The sequence below is a fragment of the Arthrobacter sp. MDT1-48-3 genome, assembly GCF_054511015.1.
In genome coordinates this window covers 152,237-166,630 of the sequence record NZ_JBTNDL010000001.1, presented here as the reverse complement: position 1 = coordinate 166,630, position 14,394 = coordinate 152,237, and the positions used below count along the sequence as shown (strand labels likewise).

The window sequence follows — 14,394 nt, the reverse complement described above, 5'->3', positions numbered from 1 at the left end:
GGTCACCGGGGTCACCGTCCCCGGACGGGAACCGACCCGAAAACGGCGGGCGAGACAGTGATCCCCATGTCCTCGAAGCGCTCCATGAAGCGGGGACGAATACCTGTCGGTACGGGCTTCCCGAGGAAGCGGCCCTTGTGATCGACCCCAGCGGAGTAGTCGAAGACAAAGGCGTCCTGCAGTGTGACGACGTCGCCTTCCATGCCCTGCACCTCGGTGACGTGCGTGATGCGGCGCGTGCCATCCCGCAGTCGCGAGATCTGGACCACCAGGTTGACAGCGGACGCCAACTGCTCGCGGATGGCACGGAGCGGGAGGTCCATGCCCGCCATGAGGACGAGCGTCTCGAGGCGCGCGACAGCGTCCCTCGGTGAGTTGGCGTGGACCGTGGACAGTGACCCGTCATGGCCCGTATTCATGGCTTGCAACATATCCAGCGACTCGCCGCCACGCACCTCGCCGATCACGATGCGGTCGGGCCGCATACGCAGCGAGTTACGGACGAGGTCACGGATGGTGACGGCGCCCTTTCCCTCGGTGTTCGGTGGGCGGCTCTCGAGGCGCACCACGTGTTCCTGCTGGATCTGGAGCTCGACGGCGTCCTCGATCGTGACGATTCGCTCATTCCCTGGAAGGAACGATGACAGCACGTTGAGCAGTGTCGTCTTTCCGGTACCGGTGCCGCCTGAGACGATGATATTGAGCTTCGCCTTCACGCAGGCATCTAGCAGTTCCGCCATCTCCGGGGTGAGCGTGCCGAAGTCGATCAGGTTCTGCACCGTCAGCGGGACCTTGCTGAACTTGCGGATGGTGAGCGAGGACCCATTGACTGCGAGAGGCGGGATGACCGCGTTGACGCGCGAACCGTCCTCCAGACGCGCATCGACGAAGGGTGACGACTCGTCGATGCGGCGACCGACCTTCGAAACGATCCGCTCGATGACCCTGCGCAGGTGCTCCTCCGAGCTGAATCGGGAGTCGCTCAGTGTCAGGTGGCCCTTCTGCTCGACGTAGATCTGGTCCATCCGGTTGACCATGATCTCGGTGACCGAGGGGTCGTCGAGGAGGCGCTGCAACGGCCCGAAACCGAGCACGTCGTCGGCCACATCCCGGATGAGGCGGCGACGTTCGTCTGGACTGAGCGGCACCTGTTCGGCATCGATGATCTGGCTCAGTTCCTCGCGGGCAACAATCTTAAGGTCGTCCTCGCTGATGGTGGTGTCACTCGCGCGGGTGCCCATGCGCTCGAAGAGGGCGGACGCGGCGCGCTGTTTCAGCCCGGCGAAGACGTCGACCTTCGCCGTGCCGGGCTTCTCCGCGGCGTCGAGGATGATCGCGGGAGCGAGCGTTGCCGATCGGGGCTCCTCTGGCTTCGCTCCGGCAGCCGTCGGTTCGACGGCTGCGGGGGTGGGGGAAATCCCTGCGGCTTGGATGCGGGCCGAGAGCTTCATCGAACCACCACGCGCCGGTGGAGCTTGCGTTGTGATTTCGCGCGCCACTCGTGGTCAAAGCGCTGCACCAGATCGTTGAGGCTCTTCGTCGCAGGGTCGCGGACCTTGTCCTGCAGCAGGGGGACGCCGCGATTGGTGGCTAGGGAGATAGCTCGGGAACGCGGAATCGAGACGTCGACGGGTGCTGCGAGGGTCGCCTCGATGTCCTGCACGGAGAGCCCGGTCTTGGCATCCGCGAAGTTGAGGACGACATGACGGGTCTCCGGCATCAGGTTGAGTTGACTCAGTACGTCGAGTCCCGTTCGTAGGCCTCTGACGCTGGGAACATCCATGCCGGTGACCCACACGGCGTCCGTGCACTGCTCCAAGGCGGCAAGGCTAGGTTCCGTGAGCCCGGGACCGGTATCGACGACGACATACCGGAACTCGAGCGCCAACTGCTGGATGAGGCGGGTGATCTGCTCCGAGGATATACGGTCGGCATCGGCAGGGTTGCGTGGACCGCACAACGCATAGATGCCCGAGGGGTGCGCAGTGAGGAACGCCTTGAGCACCATCGAGTCCTGCGTCGCGGCACCCGAGACGGCATCGAGCACCGAGTATTCGGGGTTCAAGTAGAGGCCCGTCCCGACGTCGCCGAACTGCAGGTCCAAATCGACGATGACCACGCTCATTGGGGCGATCTTGCCGAGACCGACCGCGAGGTTGGTGGCGATGGTCGTTTTGCCGACACCGCCCTTGGGGGAGAAGACCCCGATGACCAGTCCGCTCTGCTTCTCGCCAGAAAGCTGCGTGTCGGAGCGCTGTCGGGTGGCGAAGGCCTGGCAGGCGCGTTCGAGCTGAGCCCTGATGCTGGCTACGTCTGCCAGGGGCGAGAGGATGTCTCGGACGCCGGCCCGCATTGCCTGCAGGGCGATCTCGGGATGGTCGTCGTGGACCAGCACCACGCTGATTTCCGGGAACTTCACGTCCACGATGATCGCGAGGCGCAGGGCGTCTTCCAACGCGATTCCCGGCCCGAAGACCAGCACTTCGGGCCGCTCGAGGGCGAGCTGGTCGAAGATCGCGTCGGAGTCCCCGGACAGGATGCTCGCGGGCAGGCTCTTGACGTGGCCCTGCAAGCCACCTGCGACGGCGAGGCGGATTTTCTGCTCGAAGTCGGAGCTGGGGGTGATCAGGACGAATCTGCTCATCGGTACAGGTCCTTGTTTCCGATAGTGATGGGTTCAGGGCTTTCCGTTGCGGTGGTCGGTTCCTTGCTGAGCCAGACCAGGCCGAACTCGTTGCCGAAGACGAGTCGGGTTGCCTGGTCCTCCGTGACGGCGACGGTCAGGAGTAGCGAGCCGGATGGAAGCGCCTCAGCTTGTGCCCGAGCTTGTTCTTCCGGCGCCGCTGCAGGATCGATCTCGGCTTCGACGGCGGCACGCTGTACGGCCGTGACCAACACTTTGTGGAGAACCAACTGCGTCGACTCCAGCTCAGAACCAGCCGGTCGGACTCCCGGTTCCATCGAGATGAAGATGCCGACGGTATCTCCTGCTTGGATACTTCCACCCACGGCGCGGTGCGGCTCCAAAGCAAAAGACACCTCCTGGAGGCCCTCGGGCACGGGGGATCTGCCCGTGAGATCGATGCTCTCCGGTTCGATGAGGCGCTCGGTCAGTAACTGCTCACCGGGAACCAGATCGACCGCGGTGACTTTACCGCCCGAGGAATCGAGGTCCCTGAGCGCGGAGCCGCTGACCGCGGTTGCGGGCAGGCGCTCAGTGGTGAGGAAGGGCAGAAGGTCTTCCGATGGAGTGCCGGCCGGAACCGCAGTAGCCACGACGAGCACATCGACGGGCTCGAGGCCCTCGACGGCGCGGGCCTCGGCGTTCTGGGCGTAGCCGAACAGCATGATGGCGCCGATGAGGGCGAGGACGACGGAAGCGACGCCGGCCAGAAGGCGGGATTTCATGTGCTGCTCTTTCTCAAAGCGTCAGCCGGATGACAGCTGTGCCCATCGTGGGGTTGTAGGGGCCGAACGTATAGGCGTCGTCGAGGGACACCATCTTGATGAATTTTCCGATGATGCCGATGCATTTCACCGTGTCGCATTTGTAGCCCGGGTAGTAGTTGTCGCGGAACGAATCCGGGTAGGCCGAACTGCCCTCCTGCTTGAATTTCCAGCCGTGCACTTCGAATGCGGCGAAGCCGATGAGGTGATAGACCCCGTTGTTGCCGCTGTCGGTGACGTTGTCGTAGATCGGGAAGAGTCCTGTCGGCGGGTCTCCTGCTTCTATCTTGGCCCGCCATTCGTCGAGGAGGCTCCTGCAATTCGGGGGTGCTCCGTTGTTGCCGGTGTTGCTTCCCGTGGCGCTCTTCGTGATGTCAACCATGGCTTCGCACTTGCCGGGCATTTGATCAAGGCTGCCGAACCCGCCAGGGGGACCTCCGGCGCAGGCCGGCGTGCCGTCCGATTTTTTGCGGTACTCCACGACCTGCCAGCCGGGTCCGTCCCTGAGCTCGCATTCGGAGAAGGTGATGGGGAATGGAGCCGGTCCGGCTGTCGGGCTACCCCAGGTGGCGGTCGAGGATGCTGTCACTTCCGTCGAGGCGAGTCCGAGTGCTTTCGCGAAGATGAGGGAGACATGGTTGGGTGACTGTCCACTCTCCGAGGCCCCGGCGGTCACCGTCACTCTTCGCAGGGAGCTGTTGACCACGATGCCCTTGATATTGCTTCTATCATCGAGTGCATTTTTGTTGGTGAGATTTCGCGCGAGATCGGGGGCTCCAGTACAGCTGGCGGCGGCTGTATCGAGGGAACATTTCTGGGCCATCGCCAAGGCAGCGGCGTCAGCTCCGTTTTGCAACTGTGCCCGTTCGGCATAGACCATGCCGACGTCGATGGCCAAGGCCGCGAAGGCAAGCAAAACGACCATGACCAGGGCGACGATGACGCTGATTGCGCCACCTTCGTCTCGACGTGAGTGCTTGAAAAATCCTGTTAGCCACCGCACAGCATGACTCCTTTGCCACGCAGAGCGAACGGCGTAGCGATTCCGGTGAGAGTGGTCATGGTGTACCTGATCGTCACTGTGACGGTGCTGTTGACCGGACAAGTGTTCGCGGCGCCGCTCGGAGACCGCGTGACGGTGAAGTTAGCGGAGGTGAGGTTCGGGCTGAGCACGTCGGCAGCAGTAATCGCCCTGTTGATCGCTACTGTGTCATTCTTCCCGATCGCGACAACCCGGACGGCTTCGCGCGCAGCACTCGTGAGCGTCACCTGAGCGTTGTACGCCCGGCCCACCTCGATGATGCCGAACATGAGGAGGATCAGGATCGGGAGAACCAGGGCGAGTTCGACGGCGACTGCGCCGCGCTCGTTTATCTTCGACGCCATGATTGCTCCCTAATGACGTTGGGCGGCGGCCTTCGCGCCGCCGCCCAACGAGTTACTCTGCCTGATCTGAAGGTTGCCGCTAGATCGTCAGCTGGGCGAACAGCCCCTTGAAGAACGTATTGAGTGCTCCGCCGAAGAGCGTGACGCCGCCGACGAGGACCACAGCAATGAGCGCGACCATGATGCCGTACTCGACGGCGGTGGCGCCGGTCTCCTCACGGCGGAGGCGGGACTGGACGGTGAAACCGAGGGTGTGCAGGCTAGCTGCGAGGTGAGCGATCATGATGAAACTCCTGAGGGGACGGAAGTACGGCTGACCCAGCGCCAGCACTGCCAGAAAGCTAGCAACCGAATCCCTGCAGAATCGGTAGTTGATCCGATCCTGAGAGAATCGACGCAATCCTGTACCCGGCATGCGCAGAACCTGCGCTCGCCCTGCCCGTTGGCGGTGCTTGTCCCGTTTCCTGCAGGTGCGCGCCGGCGCGGCGTCGCACGCCGGCAAACCCGAGCCCGGCCCCCCCCCTGGGCAGCATCGCCGGCCGGCGAAGCGGCGGACGGGCGAAGGAGCAGGCCATTTTGACCTGGGGCACGGCGCAGGATAACCTTGGTAGTCGTTGTGCGTATCCCAGCTCGATACGTCTGCGCCCCACGGAGCGGTTCAGTTGCAGAACCACCTGGCCCGGGGGCGGAGCCGAGATTTACGGGATAACTGGTCGTATTTCAGCCCTCACCTGAAGTTCCGGTAGCGCATGAATAAGCTGAGCCCGCGGGCACGGAGATCTCCGTCGATGCGGGCGACACCGAAATAGAAACGAAGGCCAACACCGTGCGTACGTACACCCCGAAGCCAGGCGATATCTCCCGCCAGTGGCACGTCATCGACGCCACTGACGTAGTCCTAGGCCGTCTTGCCAGCCAGACCGCAACACTGCTGCGCGGAAAGCACAAGCCGACCTTTGCCCCCCATATCGACATGGGCGATTTCGTCATCATCATCAACGCAGAGAAGGTAGCGCTCACCGGCTCCAAGCTGGAGCAGAAGCGCGCCTACCGCCACTCCGGTTACCCGGGCGGCCTGAAGTCGACCAGCTACGTCGAACTCCTGGACAAGAACCCGGAGCGCGCCGTCGAGAAGGCCATCCGTGGCATGCTCCCCAAGAACTCGCTGGCAGCACAGCAGATCGGCAAGCTGAAGGTCTACCGCGGCGCCGAGCACCCCCACGCCGCGCAGCAGCCCAAGACGTTCGAAATCACCCAGGTCGCCCAGTAGTCCTGGCCACCAACACTAAGAAATCACTTCAAGGAGAACCGTGGCTCAGAACACTGAAGAGCTGAATGAACCCACTGAGGAGCTCACGAGCTACACCTCAGAGTCCACCGATGCCAGCGAGGCCACCACGAAGGAGCGCCCTGCGCTGACCGTCGGCGGCGGAGCGGTCGGACGCCGCAAGGAAGCAGTCGCCCGCGTGCGCCTCGTCCCCGGCACCGGCAAGTGGATCGTCAACGGGCGCGAGCTCGCCGACTACTTCCCGAACAAGCTGCACCAGCAGGAAGTCAATGACCCGTTCAAGCTCCTCGAGCTCGACGGCGCCTACGACGTCATCGCACGCATCCACGGTGGTGGACCCTCCGGCCAGGCCGGCGCCCTCCGTCTCGGTGTCGCACGGACGCTCAACGAGATCGACCGCGAGAACAACCGCCCTGCCCTCAAGAAGGCAGGCTTCCTGACTCGTGACGCCCGCGTCATCGAGCGCAAGAAGGCCGGTCTCAAGAAGGCCCGCAAGGCGCCTCAGTACTCCAAGCGCTAAGCCTGGGGACACGCGCAGATGCCCGTCCGGACTTCCGGGCGGGCATCGTGCTTTAACCTTGTTGGGACCCACCTCAGTGGTGTCATGTTCTTCACCTAGGATGATCAACGATGAGCAAGTTATTCGGCACCGATGGCGTGCGCGGTCTGGCCAACGGCCTGATCACGGCGGAACTCTCCCTTCAGCTGGCCCAGGCGGCCGCCGTCGTGCTCGGGCACAACGCCGTCGCCGGTGACCGCCGGCCCACCGCGGTGATCGCCCGTGATCCGCGCATCAGCGGCGAGTTCATCGCCGCAGCCGTCGAGGCGGGCCTCGCGAGTTCCGGTGTCGACGTCTACGACGCGGGAGTCCTCCCCACGCCCGCCGCGGCGTTCCTGGTGGCCGACCTCGACGCGGACTTCGGCGTGATGATCTCCGCCTCGCACAACCCGGCCCCGGACAACGGCATCAAGTTCCTCGCCCGTGGCGGCAAGAAGCTCAGCGACGCGCTTGAGGACGCCATCGAGGACGAGATGGCGAACCCCCGGCACCGCCCGGTGGCCGGCGACGTGGGCAGGATCCAGCGCTTCGCCGACGCCGAGGACCGCTACGTGGTCCACCTGCTGCAGACCCTCCCGCACCGCCTCGAGGGACTCAAGGTGGTCCTCGACTGTGCGCACGGCGCGGCGAGCGGTTGTTCCCCGGAGGTGTTCCGGCACGCCGGCGCGGACATCGTGGTGATCGGTGCCGACCCGGACGGCGTCAACATCAACGACGGCTACGGCTCCACCCACCTCGAGAAGCTCCAGGCCGCCGTCCTCGAGCACGGCGCCGACCTGGGCATAGCCCACGACGGCGACGCCGACCGGTGCCTCGCGGTGGACCACGAGGGCACGGTGGTCGACGGCGACCAGATCATGGCTGTCATGGCACTGGCCATGAGGGATGCCGGGAAGCTCCGGGAGGACACGCTCGTGGCCACCGTCATGAGCAACCTCGGACTGAAGATCGCGCTGCGCGAGGCGGGCATCACCATCAAGGAGACCGGCGTCGGCGACCGCTACGTCCTCGAGGGCATGCGCGACGGCGACTACAGCCTCGGCGGCGAGCAGTCCGGCCACGTCATCTTCGCGGAGTACGCCACCACCGGCGACGGCGTCCTCACCGGCCTCCAGCTCGCGGCACGCATGGCCGCGACCGGCAAGAGCCTCAAGGAACTCGCGGCCGTGATGACGAAACTCCCGCAGGTGCTCATCAACGTCAAGGGAGTGGACCGCACGGCGGCCACCTCGGACGAGGGTGTGCAGGAGGCCGTCCGCGAGGCCGAGGTGATCCTGGGCGAGACCGGACGCGTGCTGCTGCGCCCGTCCGGCACGGAGCCCGTGGTGCGCGTCATGGTCGAGGCGGGCGACACCGGCACGGCGCAGCGCATCGCCGAGGACCTGGCCGCCACGGTGCAGGAACGCCTCTCCCTCGAGCCCGTCGCGTAGCAGCGCCGCGTCAGACCGGCTGGGTCGCCGCACTCCGCACGCAGGTCGGGACCAGGGCCCGGCACGGCCGCCGGCATACGGACCCCGGCTGCGGACCACCCGCGAGCAGGCGCGCCACGGCGTCGTCGTACCGGTCGAGGGCGATCTCCGCGATCGCCGGATCCGGCAGCAGCGGCGCGCTGACGACGTCGGCGCCGGCCTTCGCCAACTGGTCGTGGAAGTACCCGGGAGCCAGCAGGTAGGAGGCCAGGGCCACAGGCCCCGACCCGACCGAGCGGTAGGACGCGACGGCGTCGGGCACGGACGGCGAGGCCTTCGAACCGAACCCCGCACGCACGGGACCCGTGCGGCCCTCGGCGAGGACGGCCAGCACCTCGGCGACATCCTCCGCGGCGCACGCATCCGAGGACCCGGCGGCGGCCAGGACCACGGGGTCGTCGTCCGATACGCCCGCTTCGAGCAGCCGCTGCTGCAGCACGGAGGCCAGGCGCGGATCCGGCCCCAACGGCAGGGCCGCCACCGTGCCCGGCCTGCCCGCAGCAGCGCGCGCGATGTCCACCTTCACGTGGTAGCCGACGGAGAGCAGCAGGGGGACGATGACCGCCGTGCGCCCGGGCGGCAGTGCCGCGACGACCTCCACGAGATCGGGCTCCTGCACATCGACGTATGCCTCGAGGACCTCGAGCCCCGGACGCAGGGCCTCGATGCCGGAGCGCACGGCGTCGATCTCGAGGCGCCCCTGGGCGTTGTCGGTGCCGTGCGAGCAGGCGATCAGGACGGGCGCGATGGAGCCGGACGGGGAAGCGGTCATGGCAGCCATTGAAGCACCCGCGGCGCCTCAGGCGGCAACGCCGACCTCGACGACCCCGTCCACGCACCGGACGGGATACGCACGCAGACCCGGCCCTCCGGAGAGGCACGCCCCGGTCGCCAGGTCGTAGACCTCCTTGTGCAGGGGAGAGGCGATCGTCGCCGTCGCGCCGCGCGATCCCACGATGCCCCGCGCCATGACGGCGGCCCGCGTCCGGGGGTCGATGTTGCCCACGGCGTGGAGCAGGTTCCCCGGCAACCGGAACAGCGCGACCTGTTCCTGGCCGACGAGGGCCGCCTCTCCCCAGCATTCCTCGAGGTCGTCGAGGTGGCAGACCGCGACCCAGCCGGCGCTGGATGCGGCAGGACGCTGCAGTACGAGTTCGGTCATGGCATTCCCCTCGGTGGTGTGCGGTGGGACCAACGCTAGGCAGCGGACGTGTCGCCTGCGTCCCGGCGCTGTTGCGGCCGGGTAACTTGCGCCTCACCGCCCCTCCGACCATCCGTGAGCCCGAAGTTAACTTTGCGATACATCCGCGACACACAGGAGTAATTGCCCCTTCGTACGGTGGAACCGGACGCGGGACCGCCCCGGCCCCGGACGGAAGGCACACCATGAGCGAGAACCGAGCAGCCCGGCCCGCCGACGCCGTCCCGGCATCCGACCGGCGCATCGTCGTCGTCGGGGGCGGGCCGGCAGCCCACCGGCTCGTAGAGGCCCTGTGGCGGCGCGGCACCGACGGCCTCTCCGTCACCGTGCTCACCGAGGAGCCACACGCACCCTACGACCGCGTCGCGCTGAGCAGCGCCCTGCTCCACGACGTCGACCTCGGCCTCGGCGAGCCGCTCATGTGGCGCGAACCGGCCATCCGGCTCGTCACGGGGGAGCGCGCCGTCCGGTTGGACCTCGCCGCACGGTGCGTCGTCGGCGCGTCGGGCGAGAAGTACGCCTACGACGACGTCGTACTCGCCACCGGATCCGACGCCGTGCGGCTGCCCCTGCCGGGCGGGGAGCACGCCGCGGTGTACAGGACGCTCGACGACGTCCAGTGGCTCCGCTCGGAGACTGCACGCCTGGCCGCCGAGCTCGGCAGGACTCCACACGCCGTCGTCATCGGCGGCGGACTCCTCGGGCTCGAGGCCGCCGGCGGACTGCAGCAGCTCGGCGCCGCGTCGACCGTGGTGAACCGGGCCGGCTGGCTCATGAACGCCCAGCTCGACCAGGGCGGCGGGCAGGCGCTGGGCCGCCTCATCGCGGCCAAGGGGCTGGGCATCCACTGCGGCGGGTCGCCGACGTCCATCGACACGGACGACGACGGCCGGGTCACGGGTGTGGCGCTGAGCGACGGAGCGGTGCTACCGGCCGACCTCGTGGTGTTCGCGGTGGGCATCCGGCCGCGCGACGAACTCGCGCGGCACGCGGGGCTCGAGGTGGCGCCCCGCGGCGGCGTCGTCATCAGCGCGGCGTGCGAGACCGCGATGCCCGGGGTCTGGGCGATCGGCGAGGTGGCCAGCTACGAGGGCGTCAGCATGGGCCTCGTGGCACCCGCGAACGCGATGGCCGAGGTCTGCGCCGACGGGATCCTCGGCGGTGTGTCCACGTTCCCCGGCTTCGACACGGCCACCAAGCTCAAGCTCTCCGGCGTGGAGGTCGCGAGCTTCGGGGACGCGCTCGCGGACACCGAGGGCAGCCTGGAGATCGTCTACGCGGACCCGGCGCGCGGGCTCTACCAGAAGCTCGTGGTCACCGACGACGCGAAGACGCTGCTCGGCGGCATCTTCGTCGGCGACGCCGCACCCTACTCCGCCCTCCGGCCTCTGCTGGGCCGGGAGCTTCCGGCGGAGCCGGGTGCGTACCTGTCCTCGGCCGGTGGCGGCGAGGCGCCGCCGTCGGAACTGCCCGACGACGTCATCCTCTGCTCGTGCAACAACGTCACCGCGGGCGCCTGCCGCTCGGCGGTCCACGGGGGAGGGGAGGACGGCGGCCCCGCGGAACCGGCACTGGACCTGCCCGCCCTCAAGGCCTGCTCGCGGGCCGGGACCCAGTGCGGCTCCTGCGTGCCGATGCTCAAGAAGCTGCTCGACACCGAGCTCACGAAGGCCGGCCGCACCGTCCCGAAGGGCATCTGCGAGCACTTCGCAATGTCGCGTCCGGAGCTGTTCGAGGCCATCCAGGCCCTCGACCTCGGCTCCTTCCAGGACATCCTCGGCCGCTTCGGCGCGACGGACGAGGCCAGGGCCGGCCACGGCTGCGACATCTGCAAGCCGGCCATCGGTTCGATCCTCGCCACGCAGCGCGGGGAGTACGTGCTCGACGGCGGCCGCGGCACGCTGCAGGACACCAACGACCGCGCCCTCGCGAACATGCAGCGCAACGGCACCTACTCGGTGGTGCCGCGCATCCCCGGCGGGGAGATCACGCCCCAGAAGCTCGCCGTGATTGCGCAGGTCGCCGAGCAGTTCGGCCTGTACGTCAAGCTGACCGGTGCGCTGAGGATCGACCTCTTCGGGGCCCGGCTGGAGCAGCTGCCGGAGATCTGGAAGATCCTCGTGGAGGCCGGGTTCGAGTCCGGGCAGGCCTACGGCAAGGCCCTGCGGAACGTGAAGTCCTGCGTCGGGTCCACCTGGTGCCGGTTCGGCGTGCAGGACTCGGTCGCCATGGCGATCGACCTGGAGCTGCGCTACCGCGGGCTCCGCGCACCCCACAAGTTCAAGATGGGCGTCTCGGGCTGTGCCCGGGAGTGCGCCGAGGCACGGAGCAAGGACGTCGGCGTGATCGCCACCGACCAGGGCTGGAACCTGTACGTCGGCGGCAACGGCGGCTTCCAGCCCGCCCACGCGCAGCTGCTCGCGCAGGACCTCGACGGTGCAACCCTCATCCGCTACATCGACCGGTACCTCATGTACTACATCCGCACCGCGGACCGCATGCAGCGGACGGCCCGCTGGATGGACGACCTCGAGGGCGGCCTCGACCACGTGCGGGACGTCGTCGTGAACGACTCCCTCGGGATCGCCGAGGACCTCGAAGCCGCGATGGCCCGGCACGTCGAGCACTACGAGGACGAATGGGCGGCGACGCTGAAGGACCCCGACCGGCTCCGCCGCTTCCGTTCCTTCGTCAACGCCCCCGACGCCGCGGACCAGTCGATCGTCCTCGTGGAGGAACGCGGGCAGCAGCGCCCCGCCACCCCCGCGGAGATCGAGGCCGGAGCCGGCCGCGTGGGACTCGGTACGGCGATCCCCGTCCGCACCGCAACCGGAACCCTGGAGGGCTGAAGCGTGCACCTGGACCTCGATCTGGCAGGCCGGCGCGTGGTGGTCGTCGGCGGCGAGCGGGCCGCCCGCAGGGCGGTGGCACGGTACCGGGCGGCAGGAGCCGACGTGGTCCCCTGCACCGGATCCGCGCCGGCCGGATTCGACGACGCCGTGCTGCACGGCACCGCGCTCGCCGTCGTCGTGGACGGGCTCCCCGAGCCCCTGGCCGACGCCGTCCGGGCCGCGTGCCGTCGCACGGGCACGCTCCTCGGCACCGAACCGGCGTCCGAGGACTCCGGATCGGTGACCCTGGTGGGCGGCGGTCCCGGCGCGCTGGGGCTCCTGACCCTCGACGCGGCCGCAGCACTCCGGGAGGCCGACGTGGTGCTCTACGACCGGCTCGCCCCGACGGACTCGCTCGCGGAGCTGGCCCCCGCAGCGGAGCTGGTGGACGTCGGCAAGCTCCCCGGCCACCACCGGGTCCCGCAGTCCGGCATCAACGAGCTCCTGGTGCGTCATGCGCTCGCGGGTCGCTCCGTGGTCCGGCTCAAGGGCGGCGATCCGTTCGTGTTCGGCCGCGGCAGCGAGGAACTCGCCGCGTGCCTCCAGGCGCGGGTACCGTGCCGCGTGATCCCCGGCGTCAGCTCGGCGATCTCCGTACCGGCTGCCGCCGGCATCCCCGTCACGCACCGCGGCGTCAGCCATCTGTTCACCGTCGTCTCCGGCCATGCACCGCTGACCGACGAGGAGCACCTGCACCTGGCAGGGCTCGGGGGGACCCTCGTGGTCCTGATGGGCGTCTCGACGCTGCCGCAGCTCGTCTCCGGTCTCGGCAGGGCAGGGATGCGGCCCGACATGCCGGTCGCCGTCGTCGAGCGCGGCTACAGCGCGTCCCAGCGGACGACGGCGGGAACCCTCTCGACGATCGTCACGGCGGCCGGCGCCGCACGGTGCCAGTCGCCCGCGGTGCTCGTGATCGGCGAGGTGGTGCGGGTGGGTCTGGACCTGCAGGGCGGCGCGGCACACCTCGCCCGGCTGACCGAATCGCTGGCATCATGACCGAGGCCATCCGGCTGGACGGCTCCGGCGGACAGCTCGCGGGCTTCCGGATCGGCGTGACCTCGGACCGCCGCTCCGGTGACCTGATCGACGCGCTCGAGCGGCGCGGCGCCTCGGTGTTCCACGCACCGGCGCTGAAGATCGCGCCCATCGCCGAGGACGTGGAACTGCTCGCGGACACGGCGGCCATGGTGTCCGCACGCCCTGACCTGTTCCTCATCACCACCGCGTACGGGATGCGCCGGTGGTTCGAGGCCGCGGACGCCGCAGGGCTGGGCGACGACCTCCTCGAGGTGCTCGGGGCAGGCCGGATCTACGTCCGGGGCCCGAAGGCCAGGGGCGCTGTGCGGGCGGCGGGACTCGACGACGTCGGGATCAGTTCGGACGAGACCACGGCCACGCTCGTGGACGAGCTGCTGCAGCAGGACCTGTCAGGGCTGACCATCGGTGTCCAGCTGCACGCCTACGCCGACGCCCATCAGCTGGAACGGCTCCGGGCGTCCGGCGCGACGCTCCTCACCGTCACGCCCTACCGGTGGATCAAGCCGGAGGGGTCCGAGCGGCTGCCCCGGCTCATCGACGCCGTCTGCGCCGGGCAGCTGGACTGCGTCACCTTCACGAGTGCGCCCGCCGTCGACGCGCTGTTCAGCACCGCCGCCGAGCAGGGCCTCGAGGAGGAACTGATCCAGCGGTTCCGGCGCAGCGTCCTGGCCGCGGCCGTGGGACCGGTGACAGCACAGCCCCTGATCGACGCCGGCATCGAGCCGATCGTGCCCGAGCGTTTCCGGATGGGTGCGCTGATCAGGCTGGTCTGCGACCATCTCGCCGAACACCACGTGGAGCAGCTCAGGACGCGGTCCGGCTACGTCGAGGTGCGGGGCCGGTCGGTCCGGGTGGACGAGGTCCAGGTGGATTTAGCACCCGCTCAGCTCGTGCTGTTCAAGGCGCTGCTGTCCGCTCGCGGTGCCGTCCTCAGCCGTGACGCACTGACCGGGCTGCTGGCCCATACCGGCGCCGGTCATGCGCTCGACATGAACGTGAACAGGCTGCGCAAGTCCCTGCCCGACCCGGGCCTGGTGGAGACCGTGGTGAAGCGGGGGTACCGCCTGCACGTGTAGGACCCTTCCGGACCCGGACGCGGACCCGGGCGGGGTCCG

Annotated in this window: 14 protein-coding genes; 6 read left to right on the top strand and 8 right to left on the bottom strand. The window is 68.3% G+C overall.

The window, feature by feature from the left end:
• Nucleotides 1-11: 11 nt before the first annotated feature.
• From ACX80L_RS00775 to ACX80L_RS00750, 6 genes are all read right to left on the bottom strand, one after another.
• Nucleotides 12-1,451 carry a CpaF family protein gene (locus ACX80L_RS00775; protein ID WP_459287104.1) on the bottom strand — a complete coding sequence of 480 codons (1,440 nt, stop codon included), beginning with the start codon at nucleotides 1,449-1,451 and terminating at the stop codon, nucleotides 12-14.
• Nucleotides 1,448-2,644: an AAA family ATPase gene (locus ACX80L_RS00770; protein WP_459287102.1), complete on the bottom strand. Its 1,197-nt coding sequence runs from the start codon at nucleotides 2,642-2,644 to the stop codon at nucleotides 1,448-1,450. The genes ACX80L_RS00775 and ACX80L_RS00770 overlap by 4 nt, the downstream gene beginning before the upstream one ends.
• Entirely contained in the window at nucleotides 2,641-3,348 is a 708-nt protein-coding gene (gene cpaB, locus ACX80L_RS00765) for a Flp pilus assembly protein CpaB (protein ID WP_459287100.1), read from the bottom strand. Before cpaB ends, ACX80L_RS00770 begins: the two co-directional genes overlap by 4 nt.
• 73 nt (nucleotides 3,349-3,421) lie before the next feature.
• Nucleotides 3,422-4,450, bottom strand: coding sequence for a pilus assembly protein TadG-related protein (locus ACX80L_RS00760; RefSeq protein ID WP_459287098.1), 1,029 nt, complete (start codon nucleotides 4,448-4,450; stop codon nucleotides 3,422-3,424).
• Nucleotides 4,438-4,833: a TadE/TadG family type IV pilus assembly protein gene (locus ACX80L_RS00755; RefSeq protein WP_459287096.1), complete on the bottom strand. Its 396-nt coding sequence runs from the start codon at nucleotides 4,831-4,833 to the stop codon at nucleotides 4,438-4,440. The genes ACX80L_RS00760 and ACX80L_RS00755 overlap by 13 nt, the downstream gene beginning before the upstream one ends.
• A 79-nt stretch (nucleotides 4,834-4,912) precedes the next feature.
• On the bottom strand, nucleotides 4,913-5,116 hold the full coding sequence (locus ACX80L_RS00750; RefSeq protein ID WP_459287094.1) for a Flp family type IVb pilin: 204 nt from the start codon (nucleotides 5,114-5,116) through the stop codon (nucleotides 4,913-4,915).
• 543 nt (nucleotides 5,117-5,659) lie between these two features.
• On the opposite strand from ACX80L_RS00750, the gene rplM reads away from it, so the two are divergent.
• The 3 genes from rplM to glmM all read left to right on the top strand — a co-directional run bounded on the left by rplM (nucleotide 5,660) and on the right by glmM (nucleotide 8,110).
• Entirely contained in the window at nucleotides 5,660-6,103 is a 444-nt protein-coding gene (gene rplM / locus ACX80L_RS00745) for a 50S ribosomal protein L13 (protein WP_133082581.1), read from the top strand.
• A gap of 40 nt (nucleotides 6,104-6,143) precedes the next feature.
• Entirely contained in the window at nucleotides 6,144-6,641 is a 498-nt protein-coding gene (gene rpsI / locus ACX80L_RS00740) for a 30S ribosomal protein S9 (RefSeq protein WP_133082432.1), read from the top strand.
• Between the two features lie 110 nt (nucleotides 6,642-6,751).
• Entirely contained in the window at nucleotides 6,752-8,110 is a 1,359-nt protein-coding gene (glmM, locus tag ACX80L_RS00735; protein ID WP_459287092.1) for a phosphoglucosamine mutase, read from the top strand.
• A 10-nt stretch (nucleotides 8,111-8,120) separates the two neighbouring features.
• Here the strand turns inward: glmM and ACX80L_RS00730 are convergent, their stop codons facing one another.
• Nucleotides 8,121-8,930: a sirohydrochlorin chelatase gene (locus ACX80L_RS00730; protein ID WP_459287090.1), complete on the bottom strand. Its 810-nt coding sequence runs from the start codon at nucleotides 8,928-8,930 to the stop codon at nucleotides 8,121-8,123.
• 18 nt (nucleotides 8,931-8,948) lie between these two features.
• A complete protein-coding gene (nirD, locus tag ACX80L_RS00725) occupies nucleotides 8,949-9,311 on the bottom strand; it encodes a nitrite reductase small subunit NirD (RefSeq protein ID WP_459287088.1) in 363 nt (120 codons plus the stop codon).
• 224 nt (nucleotides 9,312-9,535) lie between these two features.
• Here nirD and nirB point away from each other — a divergent pair, with 224 nt between their 5' ends.
• From nirB to ACX80L_RS00710, 3 genes are read left to right on the top strand one after another with little or no spacing between them, the layout of a single operon-like run.
• Nucleotides 9,536-12,199: a nitrite reductase large subunit NirB gene (gene nirB / locus ACX80L_RS00720; protein WP_459287086.1), complete on the top strand. Its 2,664-nt coding sequence runs from the start codon at nucleotides 9,536-9,538 to the stop codon at nucleotides 12,197-12,199.
• 3 nt (nucleotides 12,200-12,202) lie between these two features.
• Complete coding sequence (gene cobA, locus ACX80L_RS00715; RefSeq protein ID WP_133082437.1) at nucleotides 12,203-13,237, top strand: uroporphyrinogen-III C-methyltransferase; 1,035 nt, start codon at nucleotides 12,203-12,205, stop codon at nucleotides 13,235-13,237.
• Nucleotides 13,234-14,355 (top strand): uroporphyrinogen-III synthase, encoded by a 1,122-nt coding sequence (locus tag ACX80L_RS00710; RefSeq protein WP_459267158.1) that lies wholly within the window; start codon nucleotides 13,234-13,236, stop codon nucleotides 14,353-14,355. Before cobA ends, ACX80L_RS00710 begins: the two co-directional genes overlap by 4 nt.
• Nucleotides 14,356-14,394: the final 39 nt, after the last annotated feature.

Coding starts and splice junctions, on each gene's coding strand:
- ACX80L_RS00775 (WP_459287104.1), bottom strand. CDS start 1,451: ATGAAGCTCTCGGCCCGCATCCAAGCCGCAGGGATTTCCCCCACCCCC.
- ACX80L_RS00770 (WP_459287102.1), bottom strand. CDS start 2,644: ATGAGCAGATTCGTCCTGATCACCCCCAGCTCCGACTTCGAGCAGAAA.
- cpaB (WP_459287100.1), bottom strand. CDS start 3,348: ATGCTGTTCGGCTACGCCCAGAACGCCGAGGCCCGCGCCGTCGAGGGC.
- ACX80L_RS00755 (WP_459287096.1), bottom strand. CDS start 4,833: ATGGCGTCGAAGATAAACGAGCGCGGCGCAGTCGCCGTCGAACTCGCC.
- ACX80L_RS00750 (WP_459287094.1), bottom strand. CDS start 5,116: ATGATCGCTCACCTCGCAGCTAGCCTGCACACCCTCGGTTTCACCGTC.
- glmM (WP_459287092.1), top strand. CDS start 6,752: ATGAGCAAGTTATTCGGCACCGATGGCGTGCGCGGTCTGGCCAACGGC.
- ACX80L_RS00730 (WP_459287090.1), bottom strand. CDS start 8,930: ATGGCTGCCATGACCGCTTCCCCGTCCGGCTCCATCGCGCCCGTCCTG.
- nirD (WP_459287088.1), bottom strand. CDS start 9,311: ATGACCGAACTCGTACTGCAGCGTCCTGCCGCATCCAGCGCCGGCTGG.
- nirB (WP_459287086.1), top strand. CDS start 9,536: ATGAGCGAGAACCGAGCAGCCCGGCCCGCCGACGCCGTCCCGGCATCC.
- ACX80L_RS00710 (WP_459267158.1), top strand. CDS start 13,234: ATGACCGAGGCCATCCGGCTGGACGGCTCCGGCGGACAGCTCGCGGGC.